Source organism: Sanguibacter massiliensis, from assembly GCF_900240335.1.
Lineage (GTDB): Bacteria > Actinomycetota > Actinomycetes > Actinomycetales > Cellulomonadaceae > Flavimobilis > Flavimobilis massiliensis.
Genome location: NZ_LT964979.1, coordinates 934,239 through 950,899, shown reverse-complemented (window position 1 = coordinate 950,899; position 16,661 = coordinate 934,239). Strand labels below are relative to the sequence as shown.

Here is a 16,661-nt window from a genome sequence, read left to right as displayed (position 1 = left end):
TGGGGAAGGACCGCGAACCTCGGCGTCGGTGGGGAGGATCAAGCACGCTGTTGGGTCCTGAGGGAACAGGCCCACGCCCCACGGGGTGTGTGGACCTGCCTCTTCGGACCGCGCCGGCCGGCGAACCGACCTTGAGCTGCTTTGCGGGCTCGGGTCAGGCGCCTGGCACAACGCGCGGGGCCGGTGGTTGCTTGAGAACTGCACAGTGGACGCGAGCATCTTTGAAGTTTCAAAGATTCTTATATCTTTGGTATCTGCAAATAGCTGTTGTTCAAGTTTCTAAGAGCACATGGTGGATGCCTTGGCACTAGGAGCCGATGAAGGACGTCGTAGCCTGCGATAAGCCTCGGGGAGTTGGCAAACGAACCGTGATCCGAGGATGTCCGAATGGGGAAACCCACCTGGAGTCATGTCCAGGTACCCTCACCTGAATATATAGGGTGAGCGGAGGGAACGCCGGGAAGTGAAACATCTCAGTACCGGCAGGAAGAGATATTCCGTGAGTAGTGGCGAGCGAAAGCGGATGAGGCCAAACCGTGCGTGTGTCAAAGCCGGCAGGCGTTGCGCGTACGGGGTTGTGGGACCCTTTGGGATCAGCTGCCGCTGGTCCAGGGAGTCAGAAAGTCACGTCATAGTCGAAGGATCTGGGAAGGTCCGGCACAGAGGGTGAAACCCCCGTAGACGAAATGGCGTGGCCTCCCAAGGGTGTTCCCAAGTAGCACGGGGCCCGAGAAATCCCGTGTGAATCCGTCGAGACCACTCGATAAGCCTAAATACTACCTAGTGACCGATAGCGGACCAGTACCGTGAGGGAAAGGTGAAAAGTACCCCGGGAGGGGAGTGAAATAGTACCTGAAACCGTGTGCTTACAAACCGTGGGAGCCTCCTTAGCAGGGGTGACCGCGTGCCTTTTGAAGAATGAGCCTGCGAGTTAGTGCTCAGTGGCGAGGTTAACCCGTGTGGGGAAGCCGTAGCGAAAGCGAGTCCGAAGAGGGCGACCATAGTCGCTGGGTCTAGACCCGAAGCGGAGTGATCTACCCATGGCCAGGTTGAAGCGCGGGTAAGACCGCGTGGAGGACCGAACCCACCTAGGTTGAAAACTGGGGGGATGAGCTGTGGGTAGGGGTGAAAGGCCAATCAAACTCCGTGATAGCTGGTTCTCCCCGAAATGCATTTAGGTGCAGCGTCACGCGTTCCTTGCCGGAGGTAGAGCTACTGGATGGCCGATGGGCCTCACCAGGTTACTGACGTCAGCCAAACTCCGAATGCCGGCAAGCCAGAGCGTGGCAGTGAGACTGCGGGGGATAAGCTCCGTAGTCGAGAGGGAAACAGCCCAGACCACCAGCTAAGGCCCCTAAGCGTGTGCTAAGTGGGAAAGGATGTGGAGTTGCACAGACAACCAGGAGGTTGGCTTAGAAGCAGCCACCCTTGAAAGAGTGCGTAATAGCTCACTGGTCAAGTGATTCCGCGCCGACAATGTAGCGGGGCTCAAGTACACCGCCGAAGCTGTGGCATTCACACATTTGCTAGGCCTTCGTGGTCCAGGCGTGTGGATGGGTAGGGGAGCGTCGTGTGGGCGTTGAAGCCGCGGGGGAACCCAGCGGTGGAGCCTACACGAGTGAGAATGCAGGCATGAGTAGCGAATGACGGGTGAGAATCCCGTCCGCCGAATGACCAAGGGTTCCAGGGCCAGGTTCATCCTCCCTGGGTTAGTCGGGACCTAAGGCGAGGCCGACAGGCGTAGTCGATGGACAACGGGTTGATATTCCCGTACCGGCGAAGAGCCGCCAAGATCGAATCCGGTGATGTTAAGCGCCCGAGCCGGCACCATGTTCCCTTCGGGGGACCGGTGCTCCGGTGAGGCCGTGAACCAATCCGGTAGTAGGTCAGCGCGAGGGGTGACGCAGGAAGGTAGTCGAAGCACGGCGATGGTAGACCGTGTCCAAGGCTGTAGGGCGAACGGTAGGCAAATCCGCCGTTCATGTGCCTGAGAGCTGACGGGGACCGTTAAGGGAAGTCGATGATCCTATGCTGCCTAGAAAAACCTCGGCGCGAGGCTCAAGCCGCCCGTACCCTAAACCGACTCAGGTGGTCAGGTAGAGAATACTAAGGCGACGAGAGAATCGTGGTTAAGGAACTCGGCAAAATGCCCCCGTAACTTCGGGAGAAGGGGGGCCTGAGGCGTGAACCTGCTTGCCAGGGGAGCGTTTGAGGGCCGCAGAGACCAGGGGGAAGCGACTGTTTACTAAAAACACAGGTCCGTGCGAAGTCGCAAGACGATGTATACGGACTGACGCCTGCCCGGTGCTGGAAGGTTAAGAGGACCGGTTAGCTCTTCGGAGCGAAGCTGAGAATTTAAGCCCCAGTAAACGGCGGTGGTAACTATAACCATCCTAAGGTAGCGAAATTCCTTGTCGGGTAAGTTCCGACCTGCACGAATGGCGTAACGACTTCCCCGCTGTCTCAACCGCGAACTCGGCGAAATTGCAGTACGAGTAAAGATGCTCGTTACGCGCAGCAGGACGGAAAGACCCCGGGACCTTTACTATAGCTTGGTATTGGTGTTCGGTGCGGCTTGTGTAGGATAGGTGGGAGACTGTGAAGCCGGCACGCCAGTGTCGGTGGAGTCATCGTTGAAATACCACTCTGGTCGCTCTGGATACCTAACCTCGGTCCGTGATCCGGATCAGGGACAGTGCCTGGTGGGTAGTTTAACTGGGGCGGTTGCCTCCTAAAATGTAACGGAGGCGCTCAAAGGTTCCCTCAGCCTGGTTGGCAATCAGGTGTCGAGTGCAAGTGCACAAGGGAGCTTGACTGTGAGACTGACAGGTCGAGCAGGGACGAAAGTCGGAACTAGTGATCCGGCGGTGGCTTGTGGAAGCGCCGTCGCTCAACGGATAAAAGGTACCCCGGGGATAACAGGCTGATCTTGCCCAAGAGTCCATATCGACGGCATGGTTTGGCACCTCGATGTCGGCTCGTCGCATCCTGGGGCTGGAGTAGGTCCCAAGGGTTGGGCTGTTCGCCCATTAAAGCGGTACGCGAGCTGGGTTTAGAACGTCGTGAGACAGTTCGGTCCCTATCCGCTGCGCGCGTTGGAAATTTGAGAAGACCTGTCCCTAGTACGAGAGGACCGGGACGGACTAACCTCTGGTGTGCCAGTTGTTCCGCCAGGAGCACGGCTGGTTGGCTACGTTGGGAAGGGATAACCGCTGAAAGCATCTAAGCGGGAAGCCTGCTTCAAGATGAGATTTCCTTGCCCCTTGAGGGTGTGAGGCTCCCAGTAGACCACTGGGTGGATAGGCCGGATGTGGAAGCGAGGACGAAAGACTCGTGGAGCTGACCGGTACTAATAGCCGATGACTTGATACAATAGTTTTGCTTGCGTCCACTGTGCGGTTCCCGGGTCATCACCGGTGTGTTGATAACCCTATAGAGTTACGGCAGTCATAGCGTGAGGGAAACGCCCGGTCCCATTCCGAACCCGGAAGCTAAGCCTCACAGCGCCGATGGTACTGCCCTGGTGACGGGGTGGGAGAGTAGGACGCTGCCGGACATTCTTTCGCGAAGGCCCACCCCGTTAAGGGGTGGGCCTTCGGCGTTTCTGGGCCCTCGCGGGTGGTGCACGGCGGATTGACGGGTCCGCGCGTGCTGCGGTTGAGCCGGGTCGGCGTACGTCATCGCTGAGTGGTGACGCGCGTGACTGCTCTGGGACGACCCAGGCGCGGTCACCTGATGAGAGAATGCATCGATAACAACATCGTGGAAGGAAGCGACCAACGTGAACGATCAGCAGGCTGGCGGCGACCGTCAGGATCGACGCCCCGAGCGCGACGACCGCAGCTACCGCGGAGGCCGCGAGCAGGCAGGTCGCGTCGATCGCTCCGGAGCCCGCGGTGGTGAGCGCCGTGACGGTGGTGGTGCCCGAGCGAGTCGTGACGGCGGCGAGCGTCGCTACGGCGATCGGCCCTCGTACGGACAGCGCGACGACAGCCGCGGCGGTGCTACCCGAGGTGGCGCTTCCCGCGAGGGTGGTTTCCGCGGGCGCAGCGAGAGCGGCGACCGTCGCTACGGCGACCGTCCCGCCTACGGCCAGCGTGACGATCGCCGCGACGGTGGTTCCCGTGACGGTGGTTCCCGTGACGGTGGTTTCCGTGGTTCCCGTGATGCGGGCTCGCGTGCGGGTGGTTTCCAGGGAAGCCGCCCGAGCGCACCCCGCGATGGCCGGGACGGCGAGCGTCGTGACGGCGGCTTCCGCAGCAGCCGGGACGGCGCGGAGCGCCGCTACGGCGACCGCCCCGCCTACGGCCAGCGTGACGATCGCCGCGACGGCAGCTCGCGTGACGGTGGCTTCCGTGGTTTCCGTGATGCGGGCTCGCGTGCGGGTGGCTTCCAGGGAAGCCGCCCGAACGGACCCCGCGATAGCCGGGACGGCGACCGTCGTGACGGCAGCTTCCGGGGTAGCCGCGACGGCGAGCGCCGCGACGGTGGCTTCCGCGGGAGTCGTGAGGGCGGCGAGCGCCGCTACGGCGAGCGACCGGCCTACGGCCAGCGGGACGGTGAGCGCCGTGACGGCGGTTTCCGCGGTGGGCGCGACGGTGGCTCCCACGAGGGAAGCGCCCCGGCCGGCCGGGACGGCGGACTCCGTGGCAGCCGTGACGGCGGGGAACGGCGCTACGGTGAGCGTCCGGCCTACGGCCAGCGCGACGACCGCCGTGGCGGTGGCTCCCAGGGCAACCGCGAGGGCGGATTCCGTGGACGCAGCGACGGCGGCGACCGGCGCTTCAGCGACCGCCCCTCGCACGGGCCCCGCGAGGACCGTCGCGACAGCGGGTTCCGGGGCGCGCGCACCCAGGGTGACGCGGCCCGCGGCGATCGCACCCACGGCCCCGCACGCGACGCATCGGACCGGCGTGACGTGCGTCGGGACACGCCGCGTGACACGATGCGTGACGACCGTCGTGCGGTGCCCGCAGGTCCCGAGATCCCCGACGACGTGACGATCGGCGAGCTCGACCGCGAGGCGCGCGCGAACCTGCGTTCGCTCTCGAAGCAGAACGCGGAGACGGTCGGCCGTCACCTCGTCATGGTCGCGCGTCTGTTCGACGTCGACCCCGAGCTTGCCTACCAGCACGCCGTCGCGGCGGTCGCCCGCGGCGGACGCGTCGATATCGTTCGCGAGACCGCCGGTCTCGCCGCATACCGGACCGAGCGCTACGCCGAGGCCCTGCGCGAACTGCGCACCGTGCGTCGTCTCAACGGTTCGTCCGAGCACCTTCCTGTCATGGCGGACTGCGAGCGCGGGCTCGGGCGTCCTGAGCGTGCGATCGCGCTCGCGCAGACCCCCGAGGTCGAGACGCTCGACATCGAAGCGCGCGTGGAGCTGTCGATCGTCGTCGCTGGCGCGCGCATGGACCTCGGCGAGACCGAGGCCGCTCTCGTCACCCTCGACGACATCGACCTCACCGGCGTCCCCCGGCTTCAGCAGGTGCGTGTCCTCCAGGCGCGTGCCGACATCCTCGAGTCCGTCGGTCGTGACGAGGAAGCCGCAGCGGTGCTCGCGGGCGTCACCCCCGCCGAGCTGGCCGCAGCGATCGGCGAGGTCGAGATCGACGAGGACGTCATCGTCGTCGACCTCGACGACCTCGTTCCCGACGAGGACGAGGAGGACGATGAGGACGCGAACGGCGCCGAGGAGTCCGACGCGACCGGCGGCGACCCGCTCGACGAGTCTGCGGACACACCCGCGGCCGAGGACGGAGACCTCGACGATGCGGCTTCGGCTGACGCTGACGCTGACGCTGACGCTGACGCTCACGCAGACGCCAACACGGCAGCGACCGAGGAGGAGCGCGCGTGACCGCAGGACTCATCGGATCTGCCGCCCCGCTCGCCGAGGCGTTCGACCTCGCACTCGTCGACCTTGACGGCGTCGCCTACCGGGGACCGCTGCCGATCGACCACGCGGCACCCAGCCTCACCGGTGCGCGCGACCGCGGGATGCGTCTTGTCTTCGTGACGAACAACGCGTCGCGCGAGCCCCAGGACGTCGCGGCCCAGCTCACCGGCCTCGACATCCCGACCTCGCCCGACGAGGTCATGACCGCGGCCCAGGCCGCGGCCCAGGTCCTCGCGGCCCGGCTCGAGCGGGGCTCGAAGGTTCTCGTCGTCGGGGGCGCAGGCCTGCGCACCGCGGTGCGCGAGGTCGGCATGACGATCGTCGGCTCCGCCGATGAGGCGCCCGACGCCGTCGTTCAGGGCTTTGCCCCGGACCTCGCGTGGAAGGACCTCGCCGAGGCTGCGTACGCGGTTGGTCAGGGCGCCTGGTTCGTCGCGTCGAACCGTGACCTCTCGCTGCCGACGGCGCGCGGCTACGCGCCGGGCAACGGGGCGCTCGTCGGCGCCGTCGTCGCCGCGACCGGCGTCGAGCCCGACTCCGCGGGCAAGCCGTCGCCTCGCATGTACGAGCTCGCGGTCGAGCGTGTCGGGGGAGCTCGCCCGCTCGTCGTCGGCGACCGGCTCAACACGGACCTCGCCGGGGCCCGCTCGGGCGGGTACGTCGGGCTCCACGTCCTCACGGGCGTGAGCACCGCGCGCGACGACATCCTTGCGGAGCCGCACCTGCGACCGCATCTCATCGGCGAGGACCTGCGCGCGCTGCTCGTCGCCCACCCCGAGCCCGTCGCGCGCGACGGCTGGTGGACGAGCCGTGGCATCGCCGCACGCGTGACGGACGGACGGCTCGAGCTCGACGACGCCCACGGAGACGCGGACGCCGAGCCCGTCGACCTCGTGCGCGCTGCGTGCGCCGCCGCCTGGGCATCGGCCGACGCCGGCGCACCGCTCGACCCGGCCGCCGTGCCGGAGCTTGCCGTCGGCAGCCACTGAACGGCACCCCGGACGGCCCTGTCCCCGCAGACACCTGTGGGAACAGGGCCGTCCTGCGCGTCGTCCGCTAGCGTGGACGCGCGGCACGACCCGACCGAGAGGACACCGAGGACATGAGCGACGGCCCCACAGGCGACGCGACCGTCGACGCGGCGCTCGCGCCGCTCGGCGACCTCGCCGCGCGCCCTCTCGCCGAGCACCCCGGCGTCCTCGAGGACGTCCACCGCACGCTCGACGAGCACCTCGCGGAGGAGCCCGTCGCACCCGGTGAGGCACGACCGCGCCCGTGAACCAGCCCGACCACCCTCCCGTCACCGAGGAGAGGCTCGACGTTGCGCTCGTCGCGCGCGGGCTCGCACGGTCGCGAGCCCGCGCCGCCCAGGCGGTCAAGGACGGTCGTGTCCACGTCGACGGAGTCCGTGCGTCTCGCCCCGCGCAGCCCGTCGCACCAGGCGCCACGCTGACGATCGACGTCGCACCCGACGGTGAGCTCGTCTCACGGGCAGGAGGGAAGCTCGTCGGTGCGCTCGCCGCGCTCGACCGGCTCGCTGCGACGGGCGTCCCGACGCCCGAGCCGCGCGGGCTCGACTGCCTCGACGTCGGCGCCTCGACCGGCGGCTTCACCCAGGTGCTCCTCGACCGTGGGGCCCGGGCCGTCGCGGCGATCGACGTCGGGCACGACCAGCTCGTCCCCGAACTGCGCCGCGATCCCCGCGTCACCGTGCGCGAAGGGCTCAATGCACGCGAGCTGCGGGCTGACGACCTGCCGTTCGCCCCTGCGCTCGTCGTCGCCGACCTCTCGTTCATTTCGCTCACGCTCGTCCTCCCGGCGCTCCGCACCGCGGCTCCCGCAGCCGAGCTGCTCCTCATGGTGAAACCGCAGTTCGAGGTCGGACGTGCGAGGCTCGGCCGGGGCGGCGTCGTCCGCGATCGAGCCCACCACGTCGACGCCGTGCTCGACGTCGTCGCGTGCGGCGCCGCGCACGGTGCTCGCCTGCGCGGCGTCGTCGCGTCCGCGGTTCCCGGGCCCTCGGGCAACCGCGAGTTCTTCTGCTGGTTCTCCCCGGACGTCCCGCACGACGCCCACGCGGCGCGCGCGGACGCTGAGCCCGCCGTACGCGCCGCGGTGGCAGACTCGACCGGGGCGACCGTCCGCACCGTCGGCGCCCCTCCTCACGACCGAGATGGACGGTGAGCACATGACCCGCACCGCGATCGTCGTCGCCCACGGCGGACGTGCCGAGGCGCTCGCCGCGCTCCGGGAGACCCTCCACGAGCTCGACGCCGCAGGCTTCGACGTCGTCGTGCACGACGACCACGAGCACCTGCCCGTCCACGGCGACCTCGAAGGGACCCGGCGCGACGGCGTCGGCGCCGCCGAGATCGTCGTCGTCCTCGGCGGGGACGGTACGATCCTGCGCGCGGCCGAGCTCACCCGCGGAACCGACGTCCCCATCCTCGGCGTCAACCTCGGCCACGTCGGGTTCCTCGCCGAGTCCGAGCGCGAGAACCTCCGTGCCGCCGTCCAACGCATCGGGGCCCGCGACTACGAGGTCGAGGAGCGCGGGATCGTCGAGGTCACGGTCCGCACACCTCAGGGCGACGTCCTCACTGGCTGGGCCCTCAACGAGGCGACCGTCGAGAAGGCCGACCGGGAGCGCATGATCGAGGTCGTCGTCGAGGTCGACGGCCGGCCGCTGTCGTCCTTCGGGTGCGACGGCGTTATCGTCGCGACGTCGACCGGCTCGACCGCGCACGCGTTCTCCGCAGGTGGCCCCGTCGTTTGGCCCGATGTCGACGCGATGCTCCTCGTGCCGCTCGCGGCGCACGCGCTGTTCGCCCGTCCGCTCGTCGTCGGGCCGAGGTCCGCGTTCGCGATCGAGGTCGTGCCTGCCTCCCAGGCGTCAGGCGTCCTCACGCTCGACGGCCGTCGGCGCGTCGACGTCGCGCCAGGATCCCGCGTCGAGGTGACGCTCGGAGCCGACCGCGTGCGGCTCGCGCGCCTCAGCCACGCGCCGTTCAGCGATCGGCTCGTCAACAAGTTCGACCTGCCCGTCGTCGGCTGGCGAGGCGCAGCCCGTGCCGCCGCCGGGAACCGCGGCAGCGTCCGCACAGCACCCGACCAGGAGGGATGAGCGTGCTCGAGGAGATCTCGCTCGAGAACATCGGCGTCATCACGCACGCGCGCATCCCGCTCGCGCCAGGCCTCACCGCCATCACGGGGGAGACCGGAGCGGGCAAGACCATGCTCCTCACCGGTCTCGACCTCCTCATGGGCGGCAAGGCCGACCCGGGTCGTGTCCGCACCGGGACGGACCGCGCCGCAGCCGAGGGCACGTTCGTCATCCCTGAGGGGTCGGCCGTGCGCGAGCGGGTCGCGGACGCGGGCGGCGAGATCGACGACGACGGAGCGCTCGTCGTCCTCCGGACGGTCGCAGCCGCCGGCCGCTCCCGAGCCCACCTTGGCGGGCGCACAGTCCCGCAGAGCGTCCTCGCCGAGATCTCCGGCGAGCTCGTCACCGTCCACGGGCAGGCCGACCAGCTGCGGCTGCGCTCACCGCGACGGCAGCGGGAGGCACTCGACGCATACCTCGGCGCTGACCACCTCGCACTCCTCGGCCGCTACCGCGACGCCTGGACCGAACGCAGCGCCGTCCTCGACGAGGCCGCACGTCTCGTCGCCGAGCGCGACGATCGGGCCCGTGAGGCCGAGCTGCTACGCCTGGGTCTCGCAGAGATCGAACTCGTCGACCCGCGCGCGGGGGAGGACACCGAGCTCGACGCGCTCGTCGAGCGGCTCAGCAACGTCGAGGAGATCCGCCTGCGCGCTGCCGAGGCCCACGCGGCGCTCGTCGGCGACGACTCGGGCGACGACCGGCCCGACGCCGTCGGGCTCGTCGAGCACGCACGCCGCGCGCTCGACCATGCGGGTGAGCACGACCCCGAGCTGGCGAGCCTCGCCGCCCGCACCGCGGAGGCCGGCTACGCGCTCGCCGAGATCGCCGCCGAGCTGTCCTCGCACCTCGCCGGGCTCGAGGCGGACCCTGTCGCGCTCGAACGCGCCCACGAGCGGCGCGCCGAGCTCACGACACTCATGCGGTCCTACGGCAGCGACGCGGCCGAGGTCCTCGACTGGGCCTCGCGCGCCGGGCTGCGGCTGCTCGAGCTCGAGGGCGGCGACGAGCGTCTCGTCGAGCTCGGCGAGCGTCGCGACGCGCTCGACGCGCTGCTCGCGGAGCTTGCGGACGCGCTCGGCGCGGCACGCCGGCGAGGCGCCGAGGAGTTCGCCGCACGTGTCACCGCCGAGCTCGAGGGGCTCGCGATGGCCGGGGCCCGGCTCGTCGTCGACGTCGTGGACGCCGAGCCGGGGCCCTACGGCGCGGACGACGTGTCGATCTCGCTCGTGCCCCACGCCGGCGCACCCGCGAGCCCCCTCGGACGAGGGGCGTCGGGCGGCGAGCTGTCGCGCGTCATGCTCGCCGTCGAGGTGGTCCTCGCAGCGAGCCCCGGAGGGGACACCCCGTCGTTCGTCTTCGACGAGATCGACGCGGGCATCGGCGGACGTGCTGCGCTCGAGGTCGGCGCGCGGCTCGCGCGGCTCGCGCGTGACACCCAGGTCGTCGTCGTCACGCACCTCGCCCAGGTCGCGGCGTACGCCGACCAGCACGTCGTCGTCACGAAGTCGTCGGCCGCGGACGGCGACGTCGTCACCCAGTCTGACGTCCGCACGGTCACGGGCGACGACCGCCTCGGCGAGCTCGCCCGCATGCTCTCGGGCCAGGACTCCGAGGTCGCGCGCACCCACGCGGCCGAGCTCCTCCGCAGCGCGGTCGTGGGATGATGGCGGCGATGAGACTCAGCTTCCGCCGGGGGGAGACCCCCGAGCCCACGACCGGTATCCACGGCCCCGTACGTGTCGACGCCCGCACCAAGGACCTCACGAAGCGGCTGCGCCCCGGTGACGTCGCCGTCATCGACCACCTCGACATCGACCGCGTCGCCGCCGAGGCTCTCGTCGCCGCGCGTCCCGCCGCCGTGCTCAACGCCGCACGGTCGATCTCGGGACGCTACCCGAACCTCGGCCCCGAGATCCTCCTCGCCGCAGGCATCCCGCTCGTCGACGACCTCGGCCCCGACATCATGACGATGCCCGAGGGCCGCAAGGTCCGCGTCGAGGGCGCGTCCGTGTTCCTCGGTGACGCCTTCGTCGCCGAGGGCGTGCTTCAGGACGACGAGAGCGTCGCGACCGCGCTCGCCGAGTCCCGCGAGGGCCTCTCCGTGCAGCTCGAGTCGTTCGCCGCGAACACCATGGACTACCTCCGGCGGGAGCGTGAGCTCCTGCTCGACGGCGTCGGCGTCCCGGACATCCGCACGCAGATCGAGGGCCGGCAGGTGCTCATCGTCGTGCGGGGTTACCACTACCGGGAGGACCTCGCGACGCTCCGTCCTTACGTGCGCGAGTACCGCCCGATCCTCATCGGTGTCGACGGCGGCGCCGACGCGATCCTCGACGCGGGCTGGAAGCCCGACCTCATCGTCGGCGACATGGACTCGGTGTCCGACAAGGCGCTCGCGTGCGGTGCCGAGATCGTCGTCCACGCGTACCGGGACGGCAAGGCGCCGGGCCTCGAGCGGGTCGAGCGCCTCGGGGTCCACCACGTCGTGTTCCCCGCGACGGGCACGAGCGAGGACATCGCGATGCTCCTCGCCGACGACAAGGGCGCCGAGGTCATCGTCGCTGTCGGCACGCACGTCACGCTCGTCGAGTTCCTCGACAAGGGCCGTGCCGGCATGGCCTCGACGTTCCTCACCCGTCTGCGCGTCGGCGGCAAGCTCGTTGACGCGAAGGGCGTCTCACGCCTCTACCGCCAGCGGATCTCCAACGTGCAGCTGACGATGCTCGTCGTCGCCGGGCTCGTCGCGCTCGTCGTCGCGCTGCTCTCGACGGCCGCGGGCCAGACGCTCTTCGGCCTCGCGGGTGCCCGCGTCGACGACGTCTGGAGCTGGTTCGTCGGGCTCTTCTCCGGGCCGTGAGGCCCCGCACCTCCGTGACGCCCCGCCCCCCGACCCGAGGACCACTTCAGCCGTGATCGACTTCCGCTACCACCTCGTCTCGCTCATCTCCGTGTTCCTCGCGCTCGCCGTCGGGATCGTCCTCGGCGCGGGCCCCCTCAAGGAGGCGATCGGCGACCAGCTCACGGGGCAGGTCGAGACGCTGCGCGCCGACAAGGAGAACCTCCGCACCAAGCTCGCGGAGGCCGAGTCCGACGTCGCGTCGCGCGACGCTTTCCTCGCCGCGACGTCCGCGCAGCTCACCGCCGGCACGATCACGGGACGCCGCGTGACGTTCGTCGAGCTCGCCGAGACCGACGACGCGGTCGTCGAGGCGATCTCGGCGCACCTCGTCGCGGCCGGGGCGCAGGTCGCCGGCACCGTGAGCGTCTCCGAGCAGTGGACGAGCGAGGGGCAGGCACGCTACCGGCAGGCGCTCGTCCCGTCGCTCACCGACTACCTCCCGCAGGGCAGCACCGGCTCGCACGACGCGAGCCTCGCGCGCGCCCTCGTGCTCTCGCTCGTCCAGCTCGCCCCCGAGGGCGACGCGTTCTCCGCCGACGCGCTCCAACTGCAGAGGCTCCTCGCGGCCGGCGACTTCGTCAGCTACTCCGAGGACATCGCACCCGCCGACATGATCGTCGTCCTGGCCCCGAAGAGCACGCCCGCCGGCGAGACCACGACCGCGCCGACAGCGCAGGACGCGACGTCGCTGCTCATCCAGCAGGAGCTTCCCCGTGCCGCGGTCGAGCTCGCGGAGGGGTCGGTCGTCGCGGGGGACACCTCCTCGGCGCTGCTCGCCGCGATCATCGACGGCGACGACGCGGACACCGTCTCGACGGTCGACGGCGTCGACGCGCTTACCGGCCAGATCTCCGTCCCGCTCGCCCTTGCGGCACGCGCCGCGGGCACCGTCGGGCACTTCGGCACGGGCGACGGGGCGACGGCGGTCGCGCCCGCCGTCGTGAGGCTCGACGAGGTCGACCGGACGACGCGGCGCGCCGCCGCACCCGAGGCGCCGCCGACCGGCGGCAGCACCGACGAGCCCACCGGCGACGCTTCGGACGAGCCGTCCGGCGACGCGTCCGACGGGGCCGAGGGATGAGCGCCCGCCGGGCGTTCGGCACGCTTGCCGGGCTCGTCGTCGGGGCCGTGAGCACCAGGGTGTCGCGCTCCGTGCTCGACGGTGCAGCGGCTGACCTCGACCCCGCGACCTGGACGCGCACGAACTATGCCGGCCGTCGGGTCGACCTCAAGGCCGGCCCCGCGCTCGCCGCAGGGCTCGCCGACGCGGCGCTCGCCGCCGGCGTCGTCGGCGGCACCCCCCGCACGGGCGTCGCGCACGCCGTCGCGACCCTCGGCGCAGGAGCCGCGGGCCTCAACGACGACCTCCGCGAGGCCCCCGAGGACCGCCGCAAGGGCCTCCGCGGGCACCTCGGTGCGCTGCGCGACGGCCGTGTAACGACCGGAACTGTGAAGATCGCCGGGATTGGTGCATCGGCGTTCGTCGCAGCGCTCGTCGTCGACGGCGGGCGTGGGCCGCACAGCGTCGGCCGCCGCACCCTCGACGTCCTCGTCGACACCGCGCTCGTCGCTGGCACCGCCAACCTCGTCAACCTCCTCGACCTGCGGCCCGGACGCGCCCTCAAGGCGGGCGCGGCGACCTCCGTCGCCCTCACCCTCGCCGGTCAGGGCCTCGCCGCAGCCCCCGCCCTCGGACCGATCGCCACGGCCGTGACGGCGGACCTCGAAGAGGACGACATGCTCGGCGACTGCGGCGCCAACGCGCTCGGCGCGCATCTCGGCGTCGCCGCTACCGGTGCGCCGCTGCCCGCGCGGGCGGTCCTCCTCGCGGGCATCGTCGGTCTCACGCTCGCGTCCGAGCGCGTGAGCTTCTCGGCCGTCATCGACCGCACTCCTGCGCTCGCTGCGGTCGACGCTTGGGGTCGGCGGAGGTGACCGAGGGCTCGCGCCGACGGCTCGCCGGGAGCCTCGTCGGCGCAGCGGCGCTCATCACGGCCGTCACGGTGCTCTCCCGCATTCTCGGATTCGTTCGCTGGGTCGCGCAGGCGGGAACCGTCGGCTACGACGCGGTCGGCACAGCGTACGCGTCGGCCAACACCGTGCCCAACGTCCTCTTCGAGGTCGTCGCCGGAGGCGCCCTCGCGGGTGCGCTCGTCCCGCTGCTCGCGGTGCCGCTCGCGCGCGGCCTGCGCGCCGAGACCGACCGCACGGCGTCGGCCGCGCTCACATGGGCGCTCGTCGCGCTCGCGCCGGTCGCGCTCCTCGTCCTCGTCCTTGCCGAGCCCGTCGCCCGCGCGCTTGCGTCCGACGACCCCGCGACGGTCGAGCTCACGGCGACGTTCCTGAGGATCTTCGCCCTCCAGATCCCGCTCTACGGCGTCGGCGTCGTGCTCTCGGGCGTCCTGCAGGCGCAGAAGCGGTTCTTCTGGCCGGCGTTCGCGCCTGTCCTCTCGACGCTCGTCGTCCTCGGCGCGTACGGGGCGTTTGCGCTCACGGCCGACGGCCGTCAGGGCGATCCTGCGGCGCTCCCGGACGTGGCCGTCGCATGGCTCGCGTGGGGTACGACCGCGGGCGTCGCCGCGATGAGCCTGCCGCTGCTCGTGCCGGTGCGACGCTCCGGGGTCCGGCTGCGTCCGACGCTCTCGTTCCCGGACGGTGTCGCGGCCCGTGCGCGGCGGCTCGCCGGGGCCGGCGTCACCGCGCTGCTCGCGCAGCAGCTCGCGGTCGTCGTGACGCTTCGGCTCGCGGGGACGTACGGCGGAACGGGGACGTGGCCCGTCTTCCAGTACACGCAGGCTGTCTATCTCCTGCCGTACGCGGTTCTCGCGGTGCCCCTCGCGACGAGCGTCTTCCCGCGGCTCGCGGAGCGTGCCGGTGACGACGACGCCCGGGGGTTCTCGTCGCTCGCCGCCGGGACGACGCGCGCCGTCGCGACACTCGCGGGGCTCGGGGCCGTCGCGCTCGTCGCGGCAGCTCCTGCGGTCGCAGTGGCTTTCGGACGCGTGGGTCGGGGTGATGCGGACGTCGTCGCCGCCATGGGGCCGACGCTCACCGCCATGGCTCCGGGTCTCGTCGGGTTCTCGGTGCTCTTCCTCACGACGCGGGCCCTCTACGCGCTCGAACGTGCCCGGTCGGCGATGCTTGCGGGTTCGCTCGCGTGGAGTGTTGCTGCGGTCGCGTCGTTCGGGCTGGCCCTCACGACGACGGGATCGGCGCCCGACGCGCCCGGGACGCTTCTCGCGCTGGGTGCGGGCAGCACGCTGGGCATGACTGTCGGTGGCGTGGCGGCACTCCTCGCGCTGCGACGTGCGCTCGGCGCGCGCGTCCTTGCTGGAGTCGTGCGCACCACGGCGGCGGTCGTCGCCGGCGGAGCAGCCGCGTCGTTCGTGGGACGCGCGGTCACCGACGCGCTCGTCGGCCCCGGCGCGACGCTCGGCACGGCGGTCGGGGGCGGGGCGGTCGGTGCGCTCGCCGCGGCCTGCGTGCTTGCGCTCGTCCTCGCCGTCGTCGACCGACGGACGCTGCGCGCCGCGCTCGGTCGGCTCGGACGTGGCAGGGTGGCGTCATGACGCTGCCCGACGTTCCTGACGTGCACGGCACCCGGGTGCTGCTCGTGCTCGGCACGAGCGCGGGAGGCGTCGTGCGGCACGTCGCTCAGGTCGGAGCATCGCTCCGTGAGGTCGGCGCCGACGTGCGCGTTGCGGGGCCCGCGTCCGTCGTGGGCGCGCTTGGGGGCCTGCCCTGGGCCGACGTGCCGATCGGGCCTCGGCCAGGGGCTGCTGACGCGACGGCCCTCCGCCGGCTGCGCGCGCTGCTCGAGGGCGCGGACGTCGTCCACGCGCACGGGCTGCGTGCGGGGGCTCTCACCGTGCTCGCCGCACGGAGCCGGAGCCGGAGCCGACGTCCCCGCGTCGTCGTGACGCTCCACAACCTTCCCGTCGGGGGGCGCGGTGTGCGCACCGTCTCCGAGATGCTCGAACGCGTCGTCGCGCAGGGCGCTGACGTGGTCCTCGGTGTCTCGGGCGACCTTGTCGCGCGGGCGCGAGCGCGGGGGGCTCGGTACACCATGCGTGCCCTCGTTCCCGCGCCGACGGGGCCGGTCGTCGACGGCGACCGGATGCAGATCCTCACGGAGCTCGGGCTCGGTCCCTCGTCGCGGCTTGTCCTCACGGTGGCCCGGCTCGCCCCGCAGAAGGGCCTCGACACGCTTCTCGACGCTGCCTGCTCGCTCGCGCGACTGCCCGCAGGGCGCGACGTCACGTGGTGCGTCGCGGGAGGGGGACCGTTGCTCGACGGGCTCCGCGCCGACGCCGCGCGGCGCGGAGCTCCCGTCCAGCTGCTCGGCCCGCGCGACGACGTGCCACGGCTGCTCGCCGCGGCCGACGTCGTCGTCTCGACGGCCGTGTGGGAGGGGCAGCCGATCGCCGTGCAGGAGGCGCTCCGTGCCGGCTGCGCGCTCGTCGTCACCGATGCGGGCGGCACGCGTGAGGTCGTCGGCGACGCCGCCGTCCTCGTGCCGGTCGGCGACGCACCTGCGATCGCGGCCGAGGTGGCGACGCTTCTCGACGATCCGCAGCGCGTCTCCCAGCTGCGTCGGGACGCGCTCGCGCGCGCCTCGACGCTTCCCACGCCGGCCGACGTCCTCGGCCAGCTCACCCAGGTCTACGCGGGTCAACTTTCTCGCGTGTGACATCGTT

The 16,661-nt window shown here is 70.7% G+C and carries 12 protein-coding genes and 2 rRNA genes; 13 read left to right on the top strand and 1 reads right to left on the bottom strand.

Going from position 1 to position 16,661, the window contains the following annotated elements; all coding sequences use genetic code 11:
- The first annotated feature begins 269 nt into the window (after positions 1-269).
- Both C1729_RS04445 and rrf read left to right on the top strand, forming a co-directional pair.
- Positions 270-3,372 (top strand): 23S ribosomal RNA (locus C1729_RS04445).
- Positions 3,373-3,439: 67 nt separating this feature from the next.
- Positions 3,440-3,556, top strand: a 5S ribosomal RNA gene (gene rrf, locus C1729_RS04440).
- Positions 3,557-3,580: 24 nt separating this feature from the next.
- Here rrf and C1729_RS04435 read toward each other — a convergent pair.
- Positions 3,581-4,885, bottom strand: coding sequence for a hypothetical protein (locus C1729_RS04435; protein ID WP_102508874.1), 1,305 nt, complete (start codon positions 4,883-4,885; stop codon positions 3,581-3,583).
- 60 nt (positions 4,886-4,945) lie between these two features.
- On the opposite strand from C1729_RS04435, the gene C1729_RS04430 reads away from it, so the two are divergent.
- The 11 genes from C1729_RS04430 (at position 4,946) to C1729_RS04385 (ending at position 16,654) form a co-directional block, all read left to right on the top strand.
- Entirely contained in the window at positions 4,946-5,860 is a 915-nt protein-coding gene (locus C1729_RS04430; protein ID WP_129590662.1) for a tetratricopeptide repeat protein, read from the top strand.
- Positions 5,857-6,888 (top strand): HAD-IIA family hydrolase, encoded by a 1,032-nt coding sequence (locus C1729_RS04425; RefSeq protein WP_102508872.1) that lies wholly within the window; start codon positions 5,857-5,859, stop codon positions 6,886-6,888. Before C1729_RS04430 ends, C1729_RS04425 begins: the two co-directional genes overlap by 4 nt.
- A gap of 113 nt (positions 6,889-7,001) precedes the next feature.
- The gene (locus C1729_RS14515) at positions 7,002-7,178 is read left to right on the top strand and encodes a hypothetical protein (RefSeq protein WP_165375370.1); all 177 of its coding nucleotides are present in this window, start codon (positions 7,002-7,004) and stop codon (positions 7,176-7,178) included.
- Positions 7,175-8,083: a TlyA family RNA methyltransferase gene (locus C1729_RS04420; RefSeq protein WP_102508871.1), complete on the top strand. Its 909-nt coding sequence runs from the start codon at positions 7,175-7,177 to the stop codon at positions 8,081-8,083. The genes C1729_RS14515 and C1729_RS04420 overlap by 4 nt, the downstream gene beginning before the upstream one ends.
- Positions 8,084-8,087: 4 nt before the next feature.
- Positions 8,088-9,023 carry an NAD kinase gene (locus tag C1729_RS04415; protein WP_102510516.1) on the top strand — a complete coding sequence of 312 codons (936 nt, stop codon included), beginning with the start codon at positions 8,088-8,090 and terminating at the stop codon, positions 9,021-9,023.
- 2 nt (positions 9,024-9,025) lie between these two features.
- Complete coding sequence (gene recN, locus C1729_RS04410) at positions 9,026-10,729, top strand: DNA repair protein RecN (protein WP_102510515.1); 1,704 nt, start codon at positions 9,026-9,028, stop codon at positions 10,727-10,729.
- A gap of 8 nt (positions 10,730-10,737) precedes the next feature.
- Positions 10,738-11,922 carry a putative cytokinetic ring protein SteA gene (gene steA / locus C1729_RS04405; RefSeq protein WP_102510514.1) on the top strand — a complete coding sequence of 395 codons (1,185 nt, stop codon included), beginning with the start codon at positions 10,738-10,740 and terminating at the stop codon, positions 11,920-11,922.
- 52 nt (positions 11,923-11,974) lie between these two features.
- A complete protein-coding gene (locus C1729_RS04400; protein ID WP_165375414.1) occupies positions 11,975-13,045 on the top strand; it encodes a copper transporter in 1,071 nt (356 codons plus the stop codon).
- A complete protein-coding gene (locus C1729_RS04395; protein ID WP_102508869.1) occupies positions 13,042-13,899 on the top strand; it encodes a hypothetical protein in 858 nt (285 codons plus the stop codon). The genes C1729_RS04400 and C1729_RS04395 overlap by 4 nt, the downstream gene beginning before the upstream one ends.
- Positions 13,896-15,533 (top strand): murein biosynthesis integral membrane protein MurJ, encoded by a 1,638-nt coding sequence (murJ, locus tag C1729_RS04390; RefSeq protein ID WP_102508868.1) that lies wholly within the window; start codon positions 13,896-13,898, stop codon positions 15,531-15,533. Before C1729_RS04395 ends, murJ begins: the two co-directional genes overlap by 4 nt.
- Positions 15,530-16,654 carry a glycosyltransferase family 4 protein gene (locus C1729_RS04385; RefSeq protein ID WP_102508867.1) on the top strand — a complete coding sequence of 375 codons (1,125 nt, stop codon included), beginning with the start codon at positions 15,530-15,532 and terminating at the stop codon, positions 16,652-16,654. The genes murJ and C1729_RS04385 overlap by 4 nt, the downstream gene beginning before the upstream one ends.
- The last annotated feature ends 7 nt before the right edge of the window (positions 16,655-16,661 follow it).

What these genes read in the sequence shown, in the direction of transcription:
- C1729_RS04385 (WP_102508867.1), top strand. Translation starts at nt 15,530, where the DNA reads ATGACGCTGCCCGACGTTCCTGACGTGCACGGCACCCGGGTGCTGCTC.
- C1729_RS04415 (WP_102510516.1), top strand. Translation starts at nt 8,088, where the DNA reads ATGACCCGCACCGCGATCGTCGTCGCCCACGGCGGACGTGCCGAGGCG.
- C1729_RS14515 (WP_165375370.1), top strand. Translation starts at nt 7,002, where the DNA reads ATGAGCGACGGCCCCACAGGCGACGCGACCGTCGACGCGGCGCTCGCG.
- C1729_RS04430 (WP_129590662.1), top strand. Translation starts at nt 4,946, where the DNA reads ATGCGTGACGACCGTCGTGCGGTGCCCGCAGGTCCCGAGATCCCCGAC.
- C1729_RS04395 (WP_102508869.1), top strand. Translation starts at nt 13,042, where the DNA reads ATGAGCGCCCGCCGGGCGTTCGGCACGCTTGCCGGGCTCGTCGTCGGG.
- steA (WP_102510514.1), top strand. Translation starts at nt 10,738, where the DNA reads ATGAGACTCAGCTTCCGCCGGGGGGAGACCCCCGAGCCCACGACCGGT.